The 22,893-nt window shown below is 47.4% G+C and carries 21 protein-coding genes and 1 tRNA gene; 10 read left to right on the top strand and 12 right to left on the bottom strand.

Annotated elements, in window-relative coordinates; all coding sequences use genetic code 11:
• Positions 1-24: 24 nt before the first annotated feature.
• The 3 genes from HPT30_RS27810 to HPT30_RS27800 form a co-directional block, all read right to left on the bottom strand.
• The gene (locus HPT30_RS27810; protein ID WP_175374512.1) at positions 25-258 is read right to left on the bottom strand and encodes a hypothetical protein; all 234 of its coding nucleotides are present in this window, start codon (positions 256-258) and stop codon (positions 25-27) included.
• A 663-nt stretch (positions 259-921) separates the two neighbouring features.
• A complete protein-coding gene (locus HPT30_RS27805) occupies positions 922-1,563 on the bottom strand; it encodes a stalk domain-containing protein (RefSeq protein WP_246317492.1) in 642 nt (213 codons plus the stop codon).
• Between the two features lie 92 nt (positions 1,564-1,655).
• The gene (locus HPT30_RS27800) at positions 1,656-2,732 is read right to left on the bottom strand and encodes a site-2 protease family protein (RefSeq protein WP_376767070.1); all 1,077 of its coding nucleotides are present in this window, start codon (positions 2,730-2,732) and stop codon (positions 1,656-1,658) included.
• Between the two features lie 247 nt (positions 2,733-2,979).
• Here HPT30_RS27800 and HPT30_RS27795 point away from each other — a divergent pair, with 247 nt between their 5' ends.
• Complete coding sequence (locus HPT30_RS27795; protein WP_175374511.1) at positions 2,980-3,171, top strand: hypothetical protein; 192 nt, start codon at positions 2,980-2,982, stop codon at positions 3,169-3,171.
• Between the two features lie 103 nt (positions 3,172-3,274).
• Here HPT30_RS27795 and HPT30_RS30525 read toward each other — a convergent pair whose 3' ends face one another.
• A complete protein-coding gene (locus HPT30_RS30525) occupies positions 3,275-3,397 on the bottom strand; it encodes a hypothetical protein (RefSeq protein WP_281364546.1) in 123 nt (40 codons plus the stop codon).
• 202 nt (positions 3,398-3,599) lie between these two features.
• Here HPT30_RS30525 and HPT30_RS27790 point away from each other — a divergent pair, with 202 nt between their 5' ends.
• The 3 genes from HPT30_RS27790 (at position 3,600) to HPT30_RS27780 (ending at position 9,135) form a co-directional block, all read left to right on the top strand.
• Entirely contained in the window at positions 3,600-4,697 is a 1,098-nt protein-coding gene (locus HPT30_RS27790; RefSeq protein ID WP_175374510.1) for a HupE/UreJ family protein, read from the top strand.
• A 132-nt stretch (positions 4,698-4,829) separates the two neighbouring features.
• The gene (locus HPT30_RS27785) at positions 4,830-8,747 is read left to right on the top strand and encodes an Ig-like domain-containing protein (protein ID WP_175374509.1); all 3,918 of its coding nucleotides are present in this window, start codon (positions 4,830-4,832) and stop codon (positions 8,745-8,747) included.
• 316 nt (positions 8,748-9,063) lie between these two features.
• Positions 9,064-9,135, top strand: a tRNA-Val gene (locus HPT30_RS27780).
• A gap of 139 nt (positions 9,136-9,274) precedes the next feature.
• Here HPT30_RS27780 and pgsA read toward each other — a convergent pair.
• The 5 genes from pgsA to HPT30_RS27755 all read right to left on the bottom strand — a co-directional run bounded on the left by pgsA (position 9,275) and on the right by HPT30_RS27755 (position 13,706).
• Positions 9,275-9,862 (bottom strand): CDP-diacylglycerol--glycerol-3-phosphate 3-phosphatidyltransferase, encoded by a 588-nt coding sequence (pgsA, locus tag HPT30_RS27775; RefSeq protein ID WP_175374508.1) that lies wholly within the window; start codon positions 9,860-9,862, stop codon positions 9,275-9,277.
• Between the two features lie 61 nt (positions 9,863-9,923).
• Positions 9,924-10,391, bottom strand: coding sequence for a VOC family protein (locus HPT30_RS27770; RefSeq protein WP_175374507.1), 468 nt, complete (start codon positions 10,389-10,391; stop codon positions 9,924-9,926).
• Positions 10,392-10,547: 156 nt separating this feature from the next.
• Positions 10,548-12,104, bottom strand: coding sequence for a helix-turn-helix domain-containing protein (locus HPT30_RS27765; RefSeq protein WP_246317491.1), 1,557 nt, complete (start codon positions 12,102-12,104; stop codon positions 10,548-10,550).
• A gap of 177 nt (positions 12,105-12,281) precedes the next feature.
• The gene (locus HPT30_RS27760; RefSeq protein ID WP_175374505.1) at positions 12,282-13,304 is read right to left on the bottom strand and encodes an ABC transporter substrate-binding protein; all 1,023 of its coding nucleotides are present in this window, start codon (positions 13,302-13,304) and stop codon (positions 12,282-12,284) included.
• A 186-nt stretch (positions 13,305-13,490) separates the two neighbouring features.
• The gene (locus HPT30_RS27755; RefSeq protein WP_175374504.1) at positions 13,491-13,706 is read right to left on the bottom strand and encodes a hypothetical protein; all 216 of its coding nucleotides are present in this window, start codon (positions 13,704-13,706) and stop codon (positions 13,491-13,493) included.
• Positions 13,707-13,891: 185 nt separating this feature from the next.
• On the opposite strand from HPT30_RS27755, the gene HPT30_RS27750 reads away from it, so the two are divergent.
• From HPT30_RS27750 to HPT30_RS27730, 5 genes are all read left to right on the top strand, one after another.
• Positions 13,892-14,410: a DUF3231 family protein gene (locus HPT30_RS27750; protein WP_175374503.1), complete on the top strand. Its 519-nt coding sequence runs from the start codon at positions 13,892-13,894 to the stop codon at positions 14,408-14,410.
• Positions 14,411-14,587: 177 nt separating this feature from the next.
• On the top strand, positions 14,588-15,169 hold the full coding sequence (locus tag HPT30_RS27745; RefSeq protein ID WP_175374502.1) for a YitT family protein: 582 nt from the start codon (positions 14,588-14,590) through the stop codon (positions 15,167-15,169).
• A gap of 129 nt (positions 15,170-15,298) precedes the next feature.
• A complete protein-coding gene (locus tag HPT30_RS27740) occupies positions 15,299-16,561 on the top strand; it encodes a DNA polymerase IV (RefSeq protein ID WP_175374501.1) in 1,263 nt (420 codons plus the stop codon).
• Positions 16,562-16,683: 122 nt separating this feature from the next.
• A complete protein-coding gene (locus HPT30_RS27735; RefSeq protein ID WP_175374500.1) occupies positions 16,684-17,451 on the top strand; it encodes a threonine/serine exporter family protein in 768 nt (255 codons plus the stop codon).
• Between the two features lie 27 nt (positions 17,452-17,478).
• Positions 17,479-17,910 carry a threonine/serine exporter family protein gene (locus tag HPT30_RS27730; RefSeq protein WP_175374499.1) on the top strand — a complete coding sequence of 144 codons (432 nt, stop codon included), beginning with the start codon at positions 17,479-17,481 and terminating at the stop codon, positions 17,908-17,910.
• Positions 17,911-17,967: 57 nt separating this feature from the next.
• Here HPT30_RS27730 and HPT30_RS27725 read toward each other — a convergent pair whose 3' ends face one another.
• A complete protein-coding gene (locus HPT30_RS27725) occupies positions 17,968-19,998 on the bottom strand; it encodes a Na+/H+ antiporter (protein WP_446685664.1) in 2,031 nt (676 codons plus the stop codon).
• A gap of 310 nt (positions 19,999-20,308) precedes the next feature.
• On the opposite strand from HPT30_RS27725, the gene HPT30_RS27720 reads away from it, so the two are divergent.
• The gene (locus HPT30_RS27720; protein WP_175374497.1) at positions 20,309-21,064 is read left to right on the top strand and encodes an MBL fold metallo-hydrolase; all 756 of its coding nucleotides are present in this window, start codon (positions 20,309-20,311) and stop codon (positions 21,062-21,064) included.
• 88 nt (positions 21,065-21,152) lie between these two features.
• Here HPT30_RS27720 and HPT30_RS27715 read toward each other — a convergent pair whose 3' ends face one another.
• The gene (locus HPT30_RS27715) at positions 21,153-22,019 is read right to left on the bottom strand and encodes a VOC family protein (RefSeq protein WP_175374496.1); all 867 of its coding nucleotides are present in this window, start codon (positions 22,017-22,019) and stop codon (positions 21,153-21,155) included.
• 336 nt (positions 22,020-22,355) lie between these two features.
• Positions 22,356-22,886: a GNAT family N-acetyltransferase gene (locus tag HPT30_RS27710; RefSeq protein WP_175374495.1), complete on the bottom strand. Its 531-nt coding sequence runs from the start codon at positions 22,884-22,886 to the stop codon at positions 22,356-22,358.
• Positions 22,887-22,893: the final 7 nt, after the last annotated feature.

Here is a 22,893-nt window from a genome sequence, read left to right as displayed (position 1 = left end):
GCAGCAATAGCAACGCGATATAGGTTAATCGCCCGAATAAACCTCCTGCGGGATCGAGCGGTCGTAGACATCTATCAGCACCGGCGAAGGTTCCGGGGAGTGCTCCAGCTCTCCATCCAGAGTAGATAGCTTGTTGACCTCTTGGTATCTCGAAGCCGGCGTATCCGTACTGCACCCGGTTAATCCGATTAACGCAGCAGCGCATAGACCCAAGCACCATGCTGACAATCCCCTACATCGATAAGATCGTGTGTTCATTGGTATTCTCCTTTCGCCCTCTCTGTAGCTCTTTCTCTACAGTTTTGACGATTCAGAGGTTTTTATAACAAGGCCTTATTAAGTGACATTAACATCCAAACAGAAGACCATATAAGACGCTCTTAAGATTCTCACTCAAGGGTTGGTCGTCACTCCTACACTACTGTGCATGTTTAGACTTCCGGTTGCTGTTGTACCTAATCTCCTGCACCCATCTTCTTAACAGTGAAAATGGTCCACTTTCCCAACTAAGAGCATTTTCGTACCTTATATTTCTTCAATAATAGATAAAAAGGATAATAAGGACATTATTGTATCTTATTTTCTAAAAATCGCGCCAAAAGGGGGATTACTGCGAATTTAACATACAATATTGCACTTAATTCCCATTAATCCTTAGCTGCAGAGTATTTAAGGTACAAAAATGCCGTTAATTGCACCTCTGGATCCTTAGTACAGCCCGCTCTATAGAATTGATCAACAGGTTCAAGTATGCGATATCAGTAGAACGCGCTATAACTTCTCGATAGGGAAAAACAAAGACAAATCACCGTTATGATCCAGCCTAAAACAAAACCCCACTCTCCGCTTGGAATCGGAAAATGGGGTTCAGCTCATATTGCAATTCTTATGTATATAAGTATATCTGCAGGTGGATTTCGTCTATCCTTCTGACCATGTAATCGTGATTTCAGTGTATCCTGCTTTGGATGCAGATAATCCCCCGATGATAGATACCGGGCTTTTCCCGCCCAGCTTACCGGTAATCACCATCGAACTTTTGTCTATAACCTTCGAGGCTTGAGTGATGTTCTTGCCATCGACATAATCGGTATACTTTTTCCCCATAGTCTCAATACTGTCCTTCGTCAAATAAACCAGCACAGCCTTTTTCTTCCCGTCCACCACACTGTCGGTCAAATCCGTAATGATGGCATCCCCGGCTACCGGAAAATCTGCAGGCAGATTCTTCGATTTCTTGACACTGCTTGTCGGTGAACCACCTGTACTCCCCGAGTCACTGCCGATGATTACCTTGTTGGCTACTGCATCATAAGACACGGGAACCCCAAGCGCTCCAGCAATAGCACGCGTTGGCAGATAGGTTAAACCGTCATACGTAATTGGCGTGAGCTTCTTGCCGCTGCCATCTACTGGTGCATAAGCAGTCCCATTGACCTGAATGGCGATTCCATAATTAAGGAAGGCTTTAATCTGCTGCAGATTGCTGCCAGCATATACGCCTGCCGAACCTGTAGCGAGCATGCCGACAACTGCGGAAGCGATACCCCATGTCTTTTTCAACAAAAATCATCTCCAGACATTAATCATTGTCGAATATAATCTATTAACCACTCTGGAGATTTTCAAACCCTTGGACTTCCCTTACCGCTCCATTAAATATTCACATTCCCCACCAGGTGTACCATATACATCATGCCGCCCAGGAAGCCCGCCAGCGCAAAATAAGCTATTCCGTACTTCCAACGAGTTGGGGCAGGAACCTCATAATATTTATCATTTTCAAAAGGAGTACACTCAATCTCACAGCTCACCTTCAGATGCAGTCCATTCTCCAGTTCGACCCGCTCCAGCTGAGTGACCTTCACCTTCTCCAGGATAACCTGCTGCGGCAGCATAGCTGTACCATAATAATCCAGACTATCCCACTTCACCCCGATATATTGCTGGTGGCTCAAATCGCTATACGTTGTAAAAGGCAGCTCCCGCTTATGCTCTGGCCCCGGGATCATATACCCTTCCTGGATAAGACGCTCCACAGGAATCATAAAGCTACGCGTTACGAACTGTCTCTTGCTCTGCTTGCGCCGTTTAACGTATTTGGTATACAAATCGTAGGCGAACAAACCCCAAATAATCAAAAACAAAATGGATTTCAGATAAATAATGACCGCCAATCCACCCACAAGTCCAACCAGCCATAACCAGCGTGTAACCGCCGTGACAATTCGCCCGCCATCCAGCGGATGAATCGGCAGCAAATTAATCAGATTCAGCAAAAATCCCACGTAAGCCAAGGAGTACAGCAAAGGGCTGTCCAAGTAATACGCGGCCCCAAACACGGCTGTCGCCCCTATACTGCCCAGTATAGGACCACCGAAGGCAATGTACGCTTCGCTCTTGGCATCCAGCGGCTGCCGTTTCAACGCAATCAGAGCGCCCATAAACGGAATAAATAGCGGTGCGCTGACGGGGAGCCCCATCCGCTTAGCTGCGAATACGTGACCCAGCTCATGGACTAGTAATAGCAGGACGATACCAATCGAGAAGCTCCACGGGTAAATGAACGCATACGCCCAAATGGACACCATCATCGAAATTAACGGACCTGCGATCTTGCCAATTTTCAACAGCGATAGAATCGCCTTTCCCTTCAACAGGAGCATTGCTGCCCCACCGCCCAGCCATTTCAGCGGAGTGGAAGTTTTTTTGTTCGGTACATTTTGCGGCAACAGTCTCGAGCTCCTTCATTGTTTTGTTATTAGATTTACGTATTTTACCATACCTATTAGAAAAATTCCTTCTATATAAAAAGGGTATATTCGTACCGGGTAATACGGGGCAAATGGTGAAAGAGTTTCATTACATCCTAAACGCGGCGATTTCTTACGAAAAGGTAAGTTGTTATGAGAGCTAAACGATTGTCTGATTTCCATTTTAATACTATAATTATAAAAAAAACCTAAAGGAGAGTGTCCTATGAAATGGGGTAGCTTAATCATCACCGTATTATCTGTTCTTGCGCTGGGCGGTATCTACGGCTTCTCCCTCTTCATAGTCATCATGGGGGTTATCGGCGGACTCATCGCTTCCTTCACCATCGCAGGATATCTGAAGAGTGTTAACGGTGATTTCCCTAGTGATCGGTATGAAGATGAAGTAAAATACTGAGCTAATTTTAATAGTTCGTAAATACAAGAAGGCTGACCCTATTAAACCATGAATAGGGGCCAGCCTTCTTTCGATTTTTATATAAGAAATTATTAATTATTTTTCAAAACAACTTAGCATCTGCTACTACTAAATCTATTTGCTTATTATAATTTGCCTCTGCAGCCTCAAAATAAATCTGCATTTTTAAAACCCCTCTTAAATTCGTTGAAATCTCAGTAGGCATATCTCCTCCACGCATGCCATCTTTTCTAAATAATCCTCTCCATCTCCTTTGACCACGATGTCGTAAACAATTCTTTTTTCATAAGTATTACATCCATCCGGCTTCGTTTACATTATTTTTTAAATCATATAGAACAAAATTCACATTAGCCGATTAATCTCTATTTGTAGATTGGACAACTCAGAGGGGCGATGGGAAATCAATGAAACGATTTTTTAAGGGCATTACAATCGGTTGTTTGTTATTTTTACTATCCTTATGCATTGTACCTCCGTTTTCCGTGTCAGCTCACCCGTTAAGTGTGAGTTACAGTACCGTAACGAATACCGGAAATAGTGTTGAGTTTGTATATTCCATAGATCTTTTATCCGTTACCGAATCCACAAATGTGGGGTTGATCGATAAAAAGAAACTGCAGGAATCACATGAAACAATCGACAAATGGATACGAAAAATGCTCTCTGTAAAAATCGACAATGTTGCACAGGCAGGGCAATTAAAATCAATGGAGCTCGAAGATAAACGGGAGTTAGGACTGACTTTGGTACGAGTCGTTTATAACTTTCCGAACGCCAAGAACGGACAAACCATAAGCCTGGACGATGCCATGTATATGGGGAATAGCTCTAACTATACGAATCTTCTTGTTTTTAAAGAGGGAGATTCCGTTACTGAAACTGTACTGAAAGGGAGCGAAAGACATTGGCAAGCCGTCTTGGGAGAAGTTCAGGAGGGGTCACACCATTCTACCCTACCCGGCGGTTGGATTGATTTTTTGCTACTGGGAGCCGAGCATATTCTAACGGGATATGATCACCTTTTATTTTTGTTAGCACTGCTGCTTAGAAAACAGACCCTGAAACAATATGCGTCAATCATTACTGCATTCACCATTGCGCATAGTATCACCCTCACCCTGGCTGTAACAGGAATCGTAAGCGTACCTTCACGCTTTGTGGAAGCCACAATTGCGCTCAGCATATGTTATGTTGCGATTGAAAATCTCTTTCTTAAAAAAATCTCGCACCGGACACTCATTACTTTTTTATTCGGACTTATTCATGGTTTAGGTTTCGCAGGTATTTTAAGCGAGATGGATATTCCAAAATCTCACTTGGCTGTTTCCTTAGTCAGCTTTAATGCCGGCATTGAGGTCATACAGCTTACGCTAGTAGCTCTGCTTCTTCCTTTGCTTACTTGGAGCCAACGCACGCGTTATCAAAGGCAAGGTGTCATCATTGCTTCAACCATCATAGCATTGATAGGCGCTTTCTGGTCGATCGAGCGGTTGTTTCTCTAAGCGATGCTGCAGGTTTAATCCATTCGTTAAGGAGGTGACGCACCATGTAGAGAGCACCATGTAGAGAGCTCCATGAATACCTCTGAAGGACTCAAAATCGAATACAAAACCAAAAAGGTGGGAATAGACATCATGATGTCACTGTTAAAAAAAGCATCCATGGTTTTATGCTCTCTTGCAATTTTGCTGCCCATCACATTATCCCCATTAGCGGGATCAACTGTTCAGAAGGCGCAAGCAGCTACCGAGAGAACGTTCAAAATTGCTGTATTGCCTGATACCCAAATGTATTCGAGATATAAACCAGAAATATTTGATGCCCAGACAGACTGGATCAAAAAGTTCCAGTATAGCGAAAATATCGTATTCACCACTCATTTGGGTGACATTGTCGATCGAAGCACACAGGAATATGAGTGGAAAAATGCAGACAAATCAATGAAGACATTGGATGATGCGAAGATTCCTTATGGCTATACGACAGGAAATCACGATATTGCCGATTGGCTGGATGACGATAGCCGTGACGATAATGACAGATATAATCAATTTTTTAATCAATACTTCAAGCCTGCTTCCCGCATGGGCAGCAACCCTGGATTTGGCGCCACCTCACCTAAAGGCTACAGCTCTTACTATACATTTCAAGGAGCCGGAAAGACATTCCTCGTACTATTCATTGACTGGAGAGCTGGTTCAGACACCCTAAAGTGGGCCAATCAAGTTCTGCATGACCACCCGAATTACCCAACCATTTTAGTAACACACCAACTTTTGAATATTGATAGCGATGGAAAAACAGCCGTGATGACCGATAACGGCCAATTTTTGTGGGATCAATTGATAAAAGGTAATGATCAAATCTTTCTGACGCTCAATGGCCATCATCATGGAAGTGCTCAAATGATCAAAAAAAATGATAGTGGACATGATGTACTGATGTCGGTTATTGATTACCAGGGATACTACATGGGCGGTAACGGAATTATGCGAACATTAGAGTTCAATCTCGATGCCGGCACAATTTCCGCCAAGACATTCTCCCCGTGGGTTATGAATCTACCTGCGGATCAGCGTGACGCAACCTATGACATTGAAGAGTTAACCGATCCCAACAACAAGTTTACTGTGAACATGGACTTTAAAGACCGGTTCAAAGGAATTTGGGATGAACAAAATAACGCACCGCAGGCGACAGACGTCTTCTATAACACAGCCGATGGGAAAACATTGAGCGCCAAGCTTAAGGCAACGGATAAGGATGCGGACGCATTAACTTATTCAATCGTCTCTCCTCCGACAAAAGGTACTGTGAAGCTGACCGACGCTGCTACCGGATCTTTCCTGTATACACCGGCAGCGGGCATGACGGGTACAGATACATTCACATTTAAAGTCAACGATGGCTTCGTTGATTCCAACGTCGGAACAGCAACAATTAATATTCGCGATGCATCTGCCGGCAATGGAGAGGTAGCCCACTGGAGATTCGAAAAGCCGGCTGACGGCTCCTTCAATGTTAAGGATATTTCCGGCAACGGCAATGATCTGTACCGAGTTGACCTTATGACGAGAGATGTTCCGGATATCGATATGAAGTGGTCCGATGACAAGTCTCCTTTTTCCAAAAGCAACGGGAGTCTTGAGATTTCCTCTTACGGTAAAAAGCCCGAGGAATTATCCTATCTTCGCACAAGTGACGATGCAATGCTGAATAAAATGACCTTTCAAAATGGTTATACGATCGAAGCATATTTCCGGATAGCCAAAAACTTCGACGCGTCGAAGAACGGCTGGATGGGTATCTTGGGACGCGGAGGTACGGGAGCAGAAGCCGGTAAAACAGACGGGGACAAGGAAGAGCCTATTGCAACACTGTCTATCTCTACGCTTAAAGAGGTGCAATGGGCAGCCTACCCGACAAATCTTAACGGCCTTAAGACAAACTGGTCGGGTGAAACGTTCTTCGACTGGGTTCACGTAGCCATCGTTAACGATACCCATTCGACAAAGATGTACATTAACGGATCTCCAGTGCTTCGCAACGATGAAGGTGAATCCGGGGAGCCTCTAGGATTAGCTACAGCTATGAGAAATGGAAAATATGTACCGTGGATCGTCGGCGCATATGCTTACGATAATGTGTTCGAAAAAGGATTCAATGGCGGGATTAATGAAATCCGCATTACGGATCATGCATTGGATCATTCGGAGTTCCTCATGAATGAGAATGAAATACCAGTCAGTAACGATATGACCGTAGAAACAAATCAGAACAAAGAATACAATGGAATACTATCCGCTACTGATACGGACATGAACCCGTTATCGTATGAAATTATGGATAAACCAGCGAATGGTTTGGTAACGGTTGATAAGCAAACGGGGAAATTCGTTTATATTCCTAACCGCGATTATAACGGATCTGACCAATTTACTTACCGTGCTTATGACGGCAAAGCGTATTCTAACATTGCCCGTGTTAGCATAACGGTTATCAAGAATAATCCCCCTGTCGTACACGATATTAGCCTAGCTACGGCTCCTGGCAAACCGTTGAACGGGATGTTAAAAGCCGATGATGCAGATGGCGATATGCTTACATTTAAATTACTGAAACAGCCAAGCAAAGGAACGATTCAGTTCATTGATCCGTCCACGGGTGCTTTCCAATATATACCGGACAATGGACAAACGGGTCCAGATTATTTCATTTATAACGCAACAGATGGTAAAAATGAATCCGCGGAAGCTGCCGTCATTGTACAGATTGGAGATTCTGCAGTCGGTTCAGGAGACTGGAAGGCTTCGAATCTTGAATACTCGGTACGGCAAGGCCAAACATTAACTGCTACCGTTTCCGACGCCGTGTACAAGGAAGATCATGACAAAATCAAACATGTTAAATTGTTAAAACTCCCTGAAAAAGGGCACGTGACAGTGACAGAGGGAAGCAACGGAGCTTTTGAGTACAAGCCGGATGCCGGAAAGAGCGGCATAGACGTGTTCACTTTCCAAATCAGCGATGAAACCAGAACAACTAATGAAGCTTATGTATTTGTTCATATTGAACCGAACAGCGCACCAGTGGCAAGCAATGTTCAGCTTCAAACGACGGTGAATAACGCTGTTGATGGGCACATGAATGCCCGTGATATGGAATCGGATGCTCTCGTTTACCGGATCATTGACCAACCAAAATACGGTTTGCTAACGGTCACGGATGCAACCTATGGAGCATTTAAATACGTGCCGAACAGTGGTTTTACAGGAACAGATACATTTACTTACCAAGCGAATGACGGTGTGTCCGACTCCAATATTGCTGTAGTCAGCATTGATGTCAGCGCTCCTCCTTCCAACAATGGTAATAATAGCGGCGGCGGTATATCTCCGGCTCCAACGCCAACACCAGCAGCAACACCACAACCAACTGCAACTCCAACTCCGTCTGTTGAGCAGCTGAAGCCAACCCCTTCGCCGCAAAAGCCAGCCGAGGGCAATGTACCGACAACCGGATCTGTCACGTTTAATGATTTGTCCAAGCATTGGGCAAAAGAAGCGGTTGACAAATTAAGCAAGTTGAATATCGTCAGCGGGTATCCAGACGGAAGCTTCAAGCCGGAACGGGAAATGACGCGTGCTGAATTTGCTGCCCTTATCGTGAAGGCACTCAAGCTCAAGGAAGATAATGGTCCATCGTTCCAGGATATGAACGGACATTGGGCTGATGCCATGGTTCGAACAGCTGCTAAAGCAGGTATCATTGAAGGCGTGAGCGCATCATCCTTTGCGCCAGAGCTTAAGATTACCCGGGAGCAAATGGCGGTAATTATCGCCCGGGCATTAAATATGACAACAGGCAATGAAGGAACATTAAACTTCACAGACAAGGCAAACATTTCTCCATGGGCGGTTGTTTCATTGAAGGCTCTTGCAAGCAGAGGAATTATTCAAGGCTACGCAGACGGTTCATTCCGCCCGGATAAGCCGGTAAGCCGGGCCGAAGCGGCAACAGTTATTGTGAAAATGTTAGATATGCAAGATTAAATAACAGATAATTTATTTGAGGCTGTTCCAAGTCACCATCTTGTGGTTGTGACTTGGGGCAGCTTTCTTTTATTCGAATGAACAATGGTAAAGCCGGAATCAGCACAAAGAACCAATACGATGTATTGGTTCCTTCAGAGCGTGGGAAACCCAAGTTATTTAAAAATCTTGGGCTAACCGTGGCTTCAGCAGTTGTTACTGCAGCATCCGCAGACTTTTTGGTAGCTCAGTAAGTTATCCATCACCCCAAATGTATTTGAGATTAAAAAAATAATTGCATTTATTGTCCAATCTATGGTATATTAAATTTCGTTGCAGGACGGTAGCTCAGCGGGAGAGCACTATCTTGACAGGGTAGGGGTCATGGGTTCGAACCCCATCCGTCCTATATTGAATTATTAGAAAGCCTCCTTATTTATAAGGGGGCTTTCTTTTATTTTGTTATAAATCAGAGAGAGAAATGAGGGAAACTGATCTTTAGACAAGGTTTGGTCAAGCTTAGTTTTTCTAGAGTATTTTGCTGATGATTAAGATTCAAGTTTCAGCATTCGATAATTATTCTTTATATAGTTATAGCCCGAATATATAGTTAGAATTAATGCAGCATACATAAGTACCTGATCGATACGAATTTCTGTGATGTAACGGAATGGGAGGTTATTCAAGAGAACCGCTGAAATAGCAATAACTTGAAATACCATCTTTATTTTTCCGAATCGATCGGCTTGTAGCGCGATTTTTTGAGATGCTGCCACGATTCGAATCCCGGTAATTATGATTTCCCTTGCTATAATAGCAAAGGCTACCCAAGTATATATTAATTGTTGACTTACCATTAAAATTAACGCTGTGGAAATTAGGAGTTTATCTGCTAATGGATCCAGCAGCTTTCCTAGGTTTGTTATCTGACTATACTTTCTTGCAATATACCCGTCTAATTTATCAGTGACAGAGGCAAGTAAGAATACTGCTGCAGCATAATAAATTCCAAAGAGATCTATGTGATGGATGATAGCATTGTTCTTCACTAACCATTCAGGATATATAGGGAAGAGCAAAATAAAGATAGGAATTAATAGTATTCTTGCGATGGTTATTTTATTAGCTAAATTCATGTATTCCCTCCTTCATGGGTCAAAGAGATTATAACATTATTCCTTAATATGACAATATGTGTTATCCATTATTGGAACGCGAGTGATCTGCTCTTTTCAGGAGTGGGTAATCCCCTGTAATCTCAATCAAATTCCCATCCGGATCATTCAGCATAAAGCAGTAATACGGCTGCACCACATTGATATATAGAATTTCGGTCACGGTCCCAATATTTAATGACTGAATTCGCTCATACTCTCTCTGCAAGTCAGGAACATTGAAGTTTAAAACCACATTGTTACCATATTGGGTAGCTTGATCTTGTTTATATTTCAAATATGCTTCATTAAAATGAACGGATATATCTTCACTATCCTTGATGAGCCGCTGGTCATACTCCGGATTCCACAGGGCAATGGTATTTCCGCAATGAAATTGCGCCCATCTTTCGAGATTTTTGGATATAGCTTTCATATTCAGCAATGCCTCATAAAAGGCGATAGACCGGTTCATATCCTTAACGACTAAATAGGTGCATCCTAATTGCACTCCACATCATCTCCCATACATAAATTCCAAGTATTTACTTCGAATGATAACGAACATACGATCCTATTGCAAGCTAAAAAAGCCCGACCAATGGGTCCGGCTTTAACTCACGTTTAGCTTCCTATCATAGCTACTCTCTTCTTTCATAAAATCCCCTCAAGCCAACACCCGCAGCACATCATCAATCTTCCTTCTATGCGACAGCACCCCATAATTCATCCAGCTGAGAAAATCCACCTCGTACACGTGGTTATTGCGGACCGCGGGCAGGCTTTGCCATAACTCCGTCTGGAGCAGTTCTCTGCCCTCTCCTTCGCCTTTATCGAAGGTAATGAACAGGTGGTCGGCATCCAGACGGGCTAACAAGTCTGGCGGGAGGTTAATTCGTCGCTCGCCCCGGGCTAGCTGCTGTACCAGCGGGTGCGGCTGGAGGCCCAAGTCATGGTGTAGTACCCCTGCCGTGTAGCCCAAATCCTCGCTGCCATACAGCGTAATCCCACAAGCCGAAAGCCGGAGAAAGGCTACGGTCTGATCGCGAACGGAACGGTTAAGCAGATGTTTGGCTTCCCTGGCTTTGTGCTCATAGCTACTGATGATTTCGTCCACCTGGCCGGTTCTTCCGAACACCGAGGCCACGGTCATCAGGGTGGAGCGCCAGTCCTCACTGCTCATCATCGGCACCTTGAATATTGGGGCTACGGTCCGGCATTGCTCCAGGCCCCAGCGTTGGTACCCTTCATCCAGCAGGATCAGCTCTGGCTCATACGGGGAGAGTGACTCCCAGTTTCCGGACGAAATCTCGAACGGCGGAACCTGGTGCAGGCCGAGATAATCTTGCATACCCCACTGGGCGTGTGCACACTGTGCAACGGGAATGATGCCAAGCGCCAGCAGGTAATCCTCCATAAATGGAGCGAACACACGAATATTGTCCTGATGGGTGCGGCGGTATTGTCCTGGCGTAACTCCTACTGCCCCTTTAAAGCGCCGGTTAAAATAATACTCGTTGCTGTAGCCCACCGTCTGGGCAATGTCGTAAAGACGGTCATTCGTCATCAACAATAGTTGTTGTGCACGATCAATGCGCAGGTCATTCAGGTGATCCAGGGGGAATTGCCCCGTGATCTCCTTGAACATTCGGGTGTAGCGGGAACGCCCGATCTTGGCTATGTCTGCCAAACGGTCTACCGTCCAGACCTCATTATAGTGCTGTTTTAAATACTCAATAGACTGCTCTACAGCACTTCGAACGGTATGCTCATGCTTGTCCGTTGTCCTCTGCCGGTAGAGCAGCAGCAATAGCTCCATAAAGTGAATATGCCCCATAAGACGGGCAGCCTCCCCGCTGCCGGCCTGGTCTTGGTGAAGCGTCTCCAGCAGCAAAAGACACTTAGAGAACGGTTGGCAATCCACAGGTCCAGGCACCACCAGTTCTCCAGCTTCTGCCAAGCTAACCCGCCTATATCCCGCCTCGCTTTGCCTAATCACTTCAAAACCAATCTGATAATAGCGAAGTCCCTGTGCCCCGCATTCCAATCCCCCCGTCATGCCGGGAGAAAGCAGAAATCCGGTACCTTGCTTTAGAGAAAATCCCGTTCCATCTGCAACCAGCCGTCCCTGTCCCTCTACCGCCACCACTAGGGTCCATTCCTGAAAGAATTTAGGAATCTCTTTGGAATCCGCAGATCTGTTTAGCAGTTCTATTTGGTTCAAAGCGTATAACAACGCCTCCTTGTTTGATGGCTCCCTATGATCCACGACGTTCTTCCGCCCCTTCTTAATTGAGAATGATTTTCATTAATTCAGTGTAAAACAAAAAAGAAAGCTCTTCAACCGAAATTGAGAGCTTTCTTCTGATATTTTGCCTGCATGTTCTTGACTTAACCAGCCTTACTTCACCATGTATTTCAACAGATCGTCCAATTTCATGGAGTTAGCTGTGATGGCGCCTGACTGCCAGTGGGAACGCTCCATTTTGTACACCTTGCCATTTTTGATCGCCGGGATGTTTTTCCACAGCGGACCTTCCAATATCTTGTAGGCTTCCTGATTCTCCGGATCATCCCAGGTTCCGTTGGCCGGGAAAACGATAATATGATCCGCTTCTAGCTCGGGAATAACCTCTTCTGAAATAATCGCTTGATAATCCGTCATATTGGCTGCCATAGGAACAGGCTCAAGTCCAAATTCGCTGTAAATAACCCCGGTATACCGGTTCTTAATCCCGAACAAAGCCAGTGTCTTATCGGCAACATTCAGCCGGATCACCGCCACGGTTTCTTTTCCAACCGCCTGTTGCAGCTTAGCCTTTCCGTCTTCCTCCTTCTGTTTGTATTCGGCTAGCCCCGTCTCCGCTTTCTCAGGAATGCCCAGCACATCTGCAACAGCCTTCAGCGTCTCGGCAGAGTCCTGCAGAACGGCCTCTTTCAGCCGATAAGTCGGCGCTATCTTGGAATACTGGTCATATTTGGCCTTGTCCGCACCCCCATCCACGATGATCAGATCAGGATCATACTTAAGCAGCGCTTCCAAGCTCCCGCTATAATCGAACAATGGGACATCCAGTTGAAGATAATCCTGCTTGCCCCAGTTCGGATGGTACCATTGGACCACCGGTGTGACGCCCAGTACTTTTAGATAATCTTCAACATATAGACCGACTACGCGCTTCGGATGAACCGGAATTTCCACCTCTCCGAATTCATCGGTTACTTTCCGTGTTGCATTGTCTTCAGCGTTGTCTTCAGTTGTGTTCTCGGTCTTGCCAGCCGTCTCAGTACTTGGCTGAGTCTTCTCTGTATTATTCGTTGCAGTTGCTTCTTTAGGCGTATTATTGGCCCCGCAAGCTGTCACCCCAAGTACTGCTACCATTAACAAAGCTGTCCATGCAGCCTTTTGACCCCATCTAAGCATCTTTCTCCACCTCAACTGTAATTGATTATCATTCTCATATGATGACAAGGACAATGGTAACCTACAGCTGATGCTTTATTCAATGCACTTTTTTCTCCCGATTTCTTATACAAACGATTGCTCCCGCTTGACGACGGCGGAGTCCATTATGTTGTTGTTGATCTGCGCTCTCGACTCTTGCCAGCCTCAACCGCCTGTCAGAATACGAAATTCATACAGCTCCCGGCTGTATGACAGCCCGCGGATACGAACACAGTTGGGGGTATACTCGCAAATCCGTCCGCCAAGCTCCAGAATATCCTCTGCTTCTCCGCCTTTGACAGCCACTGCTACAAGCGTCTCGGACAGCGCCGAGGCCAAGAAATCGATATCACTTTCCAGCACTTTATATGTAAAATCCATCTTCTTCTATTCGCTCCTTGACCTTACCGATTATTTAATAGTAATAATTACTATTAATAATATAGCTGTATTTAACCACTGCTGCAAGCCTTAAATTCCCTCCCGCAGCAATAGAGGAATAAAACAGTTGTTGCCGGACAAGCTATTTACACGATCATAAACTATTTATAAAGGAGCAATACGCAATGGGCATTCTAAGTGGTAATCCTAAAGACGAACCCATGCACTACGGCGAAATATTCGGTGTGTGGCAATTTTCCGCCAAAGCAAAAATGACGCTATCTGCCCTTCAGGCCTACCATTATCATGCAGGCGATCAGGACTTGAAGAAAATTATTGATGATCTGATGGATCAGGCCCAGGGGGAGATCAAGGAATGTGACAAGCTCCTTAAAGCTAGCGGCGTCTTCCCTACCCCTACGCTGCCGGATCGGCCTTCCACCAAGCTCGCGGATATTCCTGCCGGGGCCCGTTTCTCCGATCCCGAGATTGCCGCTGCGCTGTCTGCCGGGGTGGCCATGAGCCTCGTTGAATGCAGCCAGATTATGGGCATGTCTATCCGTGAGGATGTCGGCGCCCTGTTCATGAAGATTCATGCCGCCATGGCCTCCCTGGGACTCGCACTCCTACGGATCAATAAGCAGAAGGGCTGGCTCATCCCGCCCCCGCTCCAGCTTAAACGCCCGGAACCCGTGCCGGTCTAATCCCTTCTCTCTGATCCTGCGCAAGCAGGGTCTTTTTCCATTATGGAAGGTATCCTTCGCTTACGCGGCCCCATGGTAATGGGAGGTTCATGGTAAGACTTTTTCTTCTTTCAGAAGCAATTTTTTACCAATGACAAGCATATTCATAAGACATGCCTAAATGTGGAGATGTTGAATATGAGGTCATGGTCCAAATACGCCATCATTTTGCTGGGAAGTTTGCTTATTGCCGCAGGGACCAACTTTTTCCTTGTCCCTTATAAAGTTCTGGATGGCGGAATTATCGGCATAGCTCTCATTATCAACTATTTGTATGGCATCAATATCGGAATCGCCATTGTGGTCTGCAGCCTGCCTGTGTTTTTGCTGGCCTGGCTCAAGAACCGCGATGTCTTCCTCAATAGCCTGATTGGCCTGTTATGCTCATCCCTGCTCATTGAGCTCGTGGCCCCTTTCCAGTACCACTTCCTCTATTACATAGAACTTGGACCCATCTCAAGCGCGATTATCGGCGGATTCCTGATGGGACTCGGCCTCGGGCTGATGCTGCACTTTGAAGCCAGCACCGGGGGCACAGATCTGCTTGCCCACTTTATTACCCGCTATGTGCCACTGAACGTTGGAGTCATCATCTTTGTGACGGATGCTATAATCATTGGCGCTGGCGGCCTGCTGATCTCCAAGGAGACCTTTGTTCACTCCCTCTTCACCATCGCCTCCGGCGCAGTAGCTACCGGACTTTGCACCCTGCAAGACTGAAACGAATGGAAATAAATATGCATATACACGATCGTATGTTCGTATTATAATAACAATCAACGATCGCCCCCGTCAAAATAACGCCTCTATGTATCTGCTTCTATTGCCTTTACCTGGAGAGTGACGAATATGAATAAAGAACGCATCATTATGCTGTCCGACTGTCAAAGCTTCTATGCCTCGGTGGAAAAGGCCGCGAATCCCCAATACAACGGCAAACCCCTCGCCGTTGCGGGAGATCCAGCCAGACGCAGCGGTATTATTCTAGCCGCCTGCCCCCTTGCCAAGCAACAGGGTGTAAGCACTGCCGAGACTCTGAAGGAAGCTCTGGCCAAATGCCCTGAACTCATCGTGGTCCGGCCCCGCATGCAGCATTACATTGATGTCTCCGCCCAAATCACTGGCATTCTGCGCACCTTCAGCGACCTCGTGGAGCCCTACTCCATCGACGAACAGTTTATAGATATTACAGGCAGCATCTCCCTGTTCGGCAGTCCGCAGCAGATTGCCGCCGCTATTCAGGACCAAATCTCCAAAGAAACCGGCGTATATGCGCGGATCGGCATCAGCTACTCCAAGGTCACGGCCAAGATGGCCTGCGATTTGTGGGCAAAAAAAATCAAAGGCGGCCTCTTCACCCTGGCACGCGAGCAGCTCCCGGAACTGCTCTGGCCGCAGCCCATCGGCAACCTGTTCATGGTGGGCCGCCGCATGTCAGCCCATTTTCACAGCATGGGCCTCACGACGATCGGCCATCTCGCCCAAATGCCCCTGGCCGAGCTGAAATGGCGCATGCGTGAGAAATTCCACAAGAACTGCGATATTGACGCAGAGCTGTACTGGCGAATCGCCGGTGGTCTGGACGATAGCCCCGTCCATCCGGCGACCTATGAGGCTCCGCCCAAGAGTGTCGGGCATCAGATGACACTGCCCCGCGATTATTACACACTAGCTGAGATCAAGACTGTACTCTTGGAGCTCGCGGAGCTGGTATGCAGGCGTTGCCGACGCCTTGCAGTGAATGGCGCCGTCGTATCCGTTGGCTGCCAAGGCGCCAGCTTCGAAGCGCCGACCGGCTTCTCCAGACAAAGCAAAATGAGTGATCCCACCAACGCCACAAGTCTTGTATACGAGGCGGCCGTCGCCCTCTTCCGGCGGCATTGGGACGGCCAGCCTGTACGCCGGGTAAACCTCAGTCTGTCTGAGCTTAGCGATGAGAACCAGTACCAGCTGACCTTGTTTGAGTCCCGCCCCCGGTACCGGGAGCTGGAGCGGGCCACCGATAACCTGAAGAACAAGTATGGTGATACGATTATCGGACGGGCGGCTTCCTTCACCGATTCCGGACTGATCAAGGACCGGGCAGGCAAAATCGGCGGACATTACAAGTGAACCCTAGGCCCTGGAAATATGCCAGAAATTAAAATTCGTGAATACGTATTTTTAGGGTTGATATTTTCCGGCGATGAGGCGACAATCGGATATATATCATTCCAGGGGAGGATCACAGAAAGTTGGAAAGTACAGGCATCATCAGCAACAGTTCCACCCATGAAATTATCGACCTTTGTCTGTTAGCTGGCAAAATCATGCTGCAAAGCGGCGCAGAAACTTACCGTGTCGAGGATACGATGATCCGCATAGCCGATGCTTTGGGATTTCCGAATGCGCACAGTTATGTGACACCGACCGTGATTGTATTCGCGACCAGCCGGACAGAACCGGCCAAGCTGTTCCGCATTGCCGAGCGGACTACCGATTTGCAGAAGGTATCGGAGGTCAATGACATCTCGCGCCGCCTCTGCGAACGGCAAATCACGGCAGAGGAAGCGCGGGCGCGGCTTGGGGAAGTAGACAATGCTGCCCATGCCTATCCCATATGGATGCAGATCGTTGCCGCGGCACTGACAGGCGCCAGCTTCACTGTAATGTTCAAGGGCAGCCTCTGGGACGCGCTCCCTGCACTATTCGTCTCAGGCCTCGGTTATGCGGCGGTCATCTACCTGCACCGGCTCGTCCAGGTCAAATTCTTCGCGGAATTCGGCGCGGCCTTCCTGATCGGTTTATCGACCTTCTTTTCGGTCAAATATGGCGTGGGGCGCGAAATGGACAAGATCATTATCGGCTCTGTTATGCCGCTGGTTCCGGGTCTGCTCATTACCAATGCAGTCCGCGACCTTATGGCCGGCCATCTGGTCTCCGGACTGTCCAAGGGTGCGGACGCCTTTTTGACTGCGTTTGCGATCGGGACAGGCATCGGACTTGTACTGTCGATGCTATAATCACCCTTTGAAAGAGGTTAGCGACTCATGATTTTGCAACTGATTACCAGCTTTATTGCCGCCGCCACCTTCTGCATCCTGTTCAATGCGCCACGACGTGCGCTGCTGCAATGCGGAACGTCCGGTATGGTGGGCTGGCTGGTGTACTTATTATTAGACAAACAATGGGATACGGTGATTGCCACCTTCTTCGCGACTGTCGTGGTCGGCGTGGTCAGCCAGATTTTTGCCCGCTCCTTCAAGATGCCTGTCATTATCTTTAGTGTCGGAGGGGTCATCACGATGGTGCCTGGTGGCATGGCTTATGATGCGATGCGCAAATTCGTAGAGAAAGATTACATCGATGCCGTGCAAATTGCTACGCAAGTATTAATGCTCTCCGGAGCTATTGCTACAGGTCTTGTGCTGAGCGAGGTGCTGGGACAGATGTTCCGCCGAAAGAGAAAGCAAGGACTGTAGGCAGCAACAAACACAAAGAGCCGCACGGGCTGTCCCGGCGGCTCTTTGTGTTTTACATTAATCCTCCCATATCGAAGCTTCTAAATGGTCTACAAAATGACGCAGTCTGCCCGCAACCTTCCGGTTAATCGCGCCCTCCTGATACATCTGCTGCACCTTGTCGCGCTGCTCCTGAATGGCTTTCAGCTTCACTTCCAGCTTCCGGGCATCCATCACACCATCCGGTGTCCATCCACTGTCTCCATTGAGCCTTGCCATCAGCATCTCATATCTGTCGATAACATGCTGGGAGGCTTCACGGTTCTCCTCATTCATGTGATCCCGGATCGCTGCAACAGCAGCCTGCGACATGACCAGCTTGGCTTTGCAGGAGACTTCCTTATATTGCGCGGCGGCAGCCTGCCAGCCTTCCTCTTGACCACGCTGCCCTGCGAACATGCCAGAGAACATCCGCCCTACCTCAGACAAGGACAGCCGAATCTGTGAGTTCAAATGCTTGGCGAAGAAGGCTTCCGTATAATCCAGCATCTCCGTCATTTTCTCCGCTACACCCGCCGGAACCTCTTCCTTCTCTATCAGAGTATTCAGCGCCTTGCGCTCAGCATGCAGCCCGACAATGCGTGCCTCCATGCCCAGTTGACGCATTCGTTCCGCTGCAGGATCATCATCCTGCCCCGGCAGACTCATTTTCTGAATTTTCTCTTTAAATTCGTTCAAAGCAGGCTGAGCCGAATCCCGCGAATCCCCATCCATCATACTGCGCATCATTGCCATTCCGGCATCAATGACCACTGACTTCGCAGCCTGCTCCGATCCTTCTTCCGAGCCAGCACCCTCTTCTCCTTTACCAGCCAGAGCCGGCAAAAAGATGCTGGCGATCAGCAGCGACATCAGAATACAGCCTGCCGCCAGGAAAATCATCAGATTCCGTTCGGGGAACGGCGAGCCATCACCCAGCACCAGCGGAATCGAGAAGGCACCCGCCAGCGTAACCGCCCCGCGCACTCCTGAAATCGAGGTGATCAACACCTCTTTGAGAGATCTCTTTTCAGCCTTTTCCCCGCGATGCATCCATAGCGTAAATCCATACACCCATAGGAAGCGCAAAACAATGAGCAACACAGTAATGGCAAGTACATAGCCAAAGACCATCCAGTTATCTACGGCGCTGTCACGGTAGACTACGCTGATAACATCTGGAATGGACACCCCGAGAATAAGGAATACCATCCCGTTCAGGATAAACAGCAGGACCGACCAGGTACTGGCCGACACGAGCTGAAGCTTATACTGCGGCGATACCGCCCGGTCTTTCTCAATGGCATGGATGACACCACCCGCAACAACCGCAAGGATACCAGACAGGCCCAGTTCCTCACTCACGAGATAAATAATAAAAGGAGTCAAAATTTGCAGCAATGTATGTACCGTTACATCTTCCATACCAAGTTTACGAATAAACACGCTCAGACGAATAAGCAGGAACGCCAGCACGGCACCCGCCACCAGCCCGCCAACTGCAATCAGAATAAAGCTGAATGTCGCTTGACGCAGGGAAAAGACACCGGTCACCGCGGCAGCAATCGCAAATTTGAACGCAACCAGACCAGAAGCATCGTTCATCAGCGACTCCCCTTCAAGCACCCTGTGAATGCTCTTCGGCAGGTGAACACGCCCGGCAATAGCACTAACCGCCACCGCATCGGTAGGCGACAGAATGGCTGCCAGCGCAAAAGCCGCTGCCAGTGGAATGCTCGGGATCATCCAGTGGATGGCATAGCCCGCTACAAGGACGGTTGCAAATACCAGGCCCAACGCAAGCATCAATATCGGCGCCCGCAGATTCCACAGTTCGGCCCGCGGCGTGCGCCTTCCGTCATTGAACAGTAACGGTGCAATGAATAATACGAAGAACAATTCAGGTTCCAATTCCATATGTATCCCCGGTGGGATTAATACAACAAGTACCCCGAGGCCAATTTGTATTAGGGGAATAGGTACGAACGGTATAAACCGGTTCACAATATTGGATACTGCAATTAACCCAAGCAGCACCAGTACAGCAAGTAAAGTCTCCAAGTTGATCATCTCCTCCAAGTAATCCCATTATTATAGCGCAAACTTAACTCCTGGCAAAATCGCAGGACGGAGCAGTTCCGTTTTAGAGTGAAAGCTCTCCCCCTCTTAAGATCAGAGTCTCCATAAATACTTAACGGGGCACCTCTCGACTATGTATAGTTACTTTTCCATTTATAGCTTTAGAGCGAACCTATTATATATTGACAAAAATATTTATTTGTGGTATGATTAAATATTTACATATTGAAATTAATATTCAAAATGCTATGATATGCATTAGCCACACGGCAGTACTCTTATCCATAAACGGAGGGATACCATGCATATTGCCAAAGGAATAGACATGCTGGAGATTACGGCACAGGTTATGGGCGGAAGTGATACTATCTACCCTGTCCTGCTCCATGACGAGAACACTGCGGTATTGATCGATACCGGATACCCGGGTCTGCTGGAGAATTTCCAGGAGGCCTTCGACATGGCTGGCGTTCCCTGGTCCAAGCTTGGCACCATCTTAATTACCCATCAGGATCTGGATCATATCGGAAGTCTGCCCGCCATACTGACTAGCCGCGGAAATGCACCAACCGTTCTAGCGCACGCCTTAGAGAAGCCCCATATCGAGGGTGAAAAAATGCTGCTCAAGCATACGCCGGAGGCGCTCGCTGCCGCCGAAGCGATGCTCCCGCCCCATGTACCCGCGGAATGGCGGCAGGCCTTTCTATCCGTACTGAAGAACCCGCCGAAGGGGAAAGTGGATGACACCCTTGCAGACGGTGAGCAGCTTCCTCTAGCGGGCGGAATCACTGTCATTCATACACCCGGGCACAGTCCCGGACATCTTTGCCTATACCATCAGGCCAGCCGAGCACTTATTGCGGGGGATGCACTGATCGTCCGGGAGAGTGAGCTTCATGGACCGGATAGCTCGTCTACCCCTGACATGGCAACAGCGGTGGCTTCTTTATCCAAGCTGGCCGACTATCCCATAGACACGGTGATCTGCTACCACGGCGGGATATATCGCGGGGACGCCAATCGGCGAATTGCTGAATTGTCCGAAGGACAACAGTAACGCAGGATCAGCAACAGTAATTACAGGGTCAGCAAAAAGGCAGGACCGGAATTAGCCGGCCCTGCCTTTTTTTCAAAGCTATTCAGTCTTATTGCTTCACGATCAATCTGATCCCGATATTCCATGGGTCCTTGATCGTCGGTACGCCATCTTGCTCTTCCACAGCATATCCTGCCTGACGGACACGTTCCAGGGCAGCGGCCCGCTCTTCTTCGCTAGGCAGCAACAAGGTGAAATAATCAATGTTCGGTGCATCCGCCGGCGCTGCCGGCGCACCTTCTCCGGCCCAAATGTTCAGCCCGATATGGTGGTGGTAGCCTCCGGCCGAGATGAACAATGCCGCATCACCATAGTGAGCCACCTGTTCGAACCCCAGCAGGTCAATATAGAATTTTCGCGCCTCGTTCATATTTCCCACATGAAAGTGCACATGACCAATGACCGTACCTGCAGGAAGCCCTTCCCAGGTCAGCCCTTCCGAAGCAGCCAGCAGGCCATCCACATCCACAGCATCGGTGGTCATGATATAGTTTCCTTGCGGATCCCGTTGCCAAGTCTCGCGAGGACGATCCCGGTACAGCTCAATGCCATTGTTATCAGGATCCTGAATATACAGTGCCTCACTGACCAGATGATCTCCCTGTCCTACATGAATGTCGGATGCAATCAGGTTGCGTAGAACGAGGCCCAGGCTCGGACGGTCTGGGACTAGAATGGCAAAATGGTACAATCCTGCTGCCGAATTACGACGGAGCACTTTGGCATTCTCAATCTCCCGCAGAATAACCAGCACAGTCTCCCCGTCAGCCGTCAGTTCAGCCTCATGCGCTGTCTGCCGCAGCACCTTGAATCCGACAACATTCTGATAAAAGGCAAGGGAACGCTCCAGATTGCTGACCCTGATCTGTACAAGTCCAATTTCGGTATCCTGATGCAATATTGCTGTAGCAGTCATATCAATTCCTCCTAAAGGTAGGTACGAAGTCCATCTCCATAAGTATTCTTCCCAGTTTTCTCAGCTTGCTCGCTTCACATACATATTTGTAACCACTGAAGTTACACATTAACTATAATTAGTATAGTAACGTTCCATAAGTTTGTCAATTACCCCCACAAAAAACGATTACCCCTGGTCAGGCATAAGCGCAAGCGAGCGAAAGTCCTTCGCAACGATTCCTCAACGTAAAAAGGACATCCCCTAGCAGCCATTTCATGACTCTTTGGAATGCCCTTCCTAGAACAAAGTACTCTTTAATAGACCCTCGTGTTCCAAAGTAGGAAAAAACTCAAATTAATCTAATATTAATTTTGAATAAACATTGAGATCGTTAAACTTTCCGTCTACTCTTTCGTATTGTCTAAGTGTTCCTTCAAACGTAAAATTGAGCTTCTGCAAAAGCTTGATAGAATTCACATTTTGGGGATCAACCTTTGCTTCGATTCGATTTAGCTTCAAAGATGAGAATGCATAATCTAACAAAGAAGAGAGAGCTTCTGAAGCATATCCTTTTCCCCAAAATGATTTAGCAATATCATACCCTATCTCTGCTTTTTCATTTTCAAAATCCAAAGAATTATAACCACAAGAACCTATAATTTCATTGGACTCTTTGTTAATTATGGAGAAACGAATAGCCTTAAGGTCTTGAGAAAGATCATCAAGAAGATTAATCATTTCGATTGCTTGATGTTCATCAGTAAAACAACTAACATTCATAAATTTAGTAACTTCTGGATCAGACCAAATTTTAAACAAGCTAGAAGAATCCGATACATCCATTTTTCTCAAATGCAAACGTTCTGTTTCTAACACTGTAATCAATACTTTT

It is taken from the genome of Paenibacillus agri (assembly GCF_013359945.1).
Lineage (GTDB): Bacteria > Bacillota > Bacilli > Paenibacillales > Paenibacillaceae > Paenibacillus_AQ > Paenibacillus_AQ agri.
Note: the sequence above shows the minus strand (reverse complement) of the source record. Positions and strands in the feature narration are given on the sequence as shown.

Excerpts from the sequence above, each read along its gene's own strand:
- HPT30_RS27810 (WP_175374512.1), bottom strand. The coding sequence starts at position 258 with ATGAACACACGATCTTATCGATGTAGGGGATTGTCAGCATGGTGCTTG.
- HPT30_RS27795 (WP_175374511.1), top strand. The coding sequence starts at position 2,980 with ATGAAATGGGGTAGCTTAATCATCACCGTATTATCTGTTCTTGCGCTG.
- HPT30_RS30525 (WP_281364546.1), bottom strand. The coding sequence starts at position 3,397 with ATGCCTACTGAGATTTCAACGAATTTAAGAGGGGTTTTAAAAATGCAG.
- HPT30_RS27790 (WP_175374510.1), top strand. The coding sequence starts at position 3,600 with ATGAAACGATTTTTTAAGGGCATTACAATCGGTTGTTTGTTATTTTTA.
- HPT30_RS27785 (WP_175374509.1), top strand. The coding sequence starts at position 4,830 with ATGATGTCACTGTTAAAAAAAGCATCCATGGTTTTATGCTCTCTTGCA.
- pgsA (WP_175374508.1), bottom strand. The coding sequence starts at position 9,862 with ATGAATTTAGCTAATAAAATAACCATCGCAAGAATACTATTAATTCCT.
- HPT30_RS27760 (WP_175374505.1), bottom strand. The coding sequence starts at position 13,304 with ATGCTTAGATGGGGTCAAAAGGCTGCATGGACAGCTTTGTTAATGGTA.
- HPT30_RS27755 (WP_175374504.1), bottom strand. The coding sequence starts at position 13,706 with ATGGATTTTACATATAAAGTGCTGGAAAGTGATATCGATTTCTTGGCC.
- HPT30_RS27750 (WP_175374503.1), top strand. The coding sequence starts at position 13,892 with ATGGGCATTCTAAGTGGTAATCCTAAAGACGAACCCATGCACTACGGC.
- HPT30_RS27745 (WP_175374502.1), top strand. The coding sequence starts at position 14,588 with ATGAGGTCATGGTCCAAATACGCCATCATTTTGCTGGGAAGTTTGCTT.
- HPT30_RS27740 (WP_175374501.1), top strand. The coding sequence starts at position 15,299 with ATGAATAAAGAACGCATCATTATGCTGTCCGACTGTCAAAGCTTCTAT.
- HPT30_RS27730 (WP_175374499.1), top strand. The coding sequence starts at position 17,479 with ATGATTTTGCAACTGATTACCAGCTTTATTGCCGCCGCCACCTTCTGC.
- HPT30_RS27725 (WP_446685664.1), bottom strand. The coding sequence starts at position 19,998 with ATGATCAACTTGGAGACTTTACTTGCTGTACTGGTGCTGCTTGGGTTA.
- HPT30_RS27720 (WP_175374497.1), top strand. The coding sequence starts at position 20,309 with ATGCATATTGCCAAAGGAATAGACATGCTGGAGATTACGGCACAGGTT.
- HPT30_RS27715 (WP_175374496.1), bottom strand. The coding sequence starts at position 22,019 with ATGACTGCTACAGCAATATTGCATCAGGATACCGAAATTGGACTTGTA.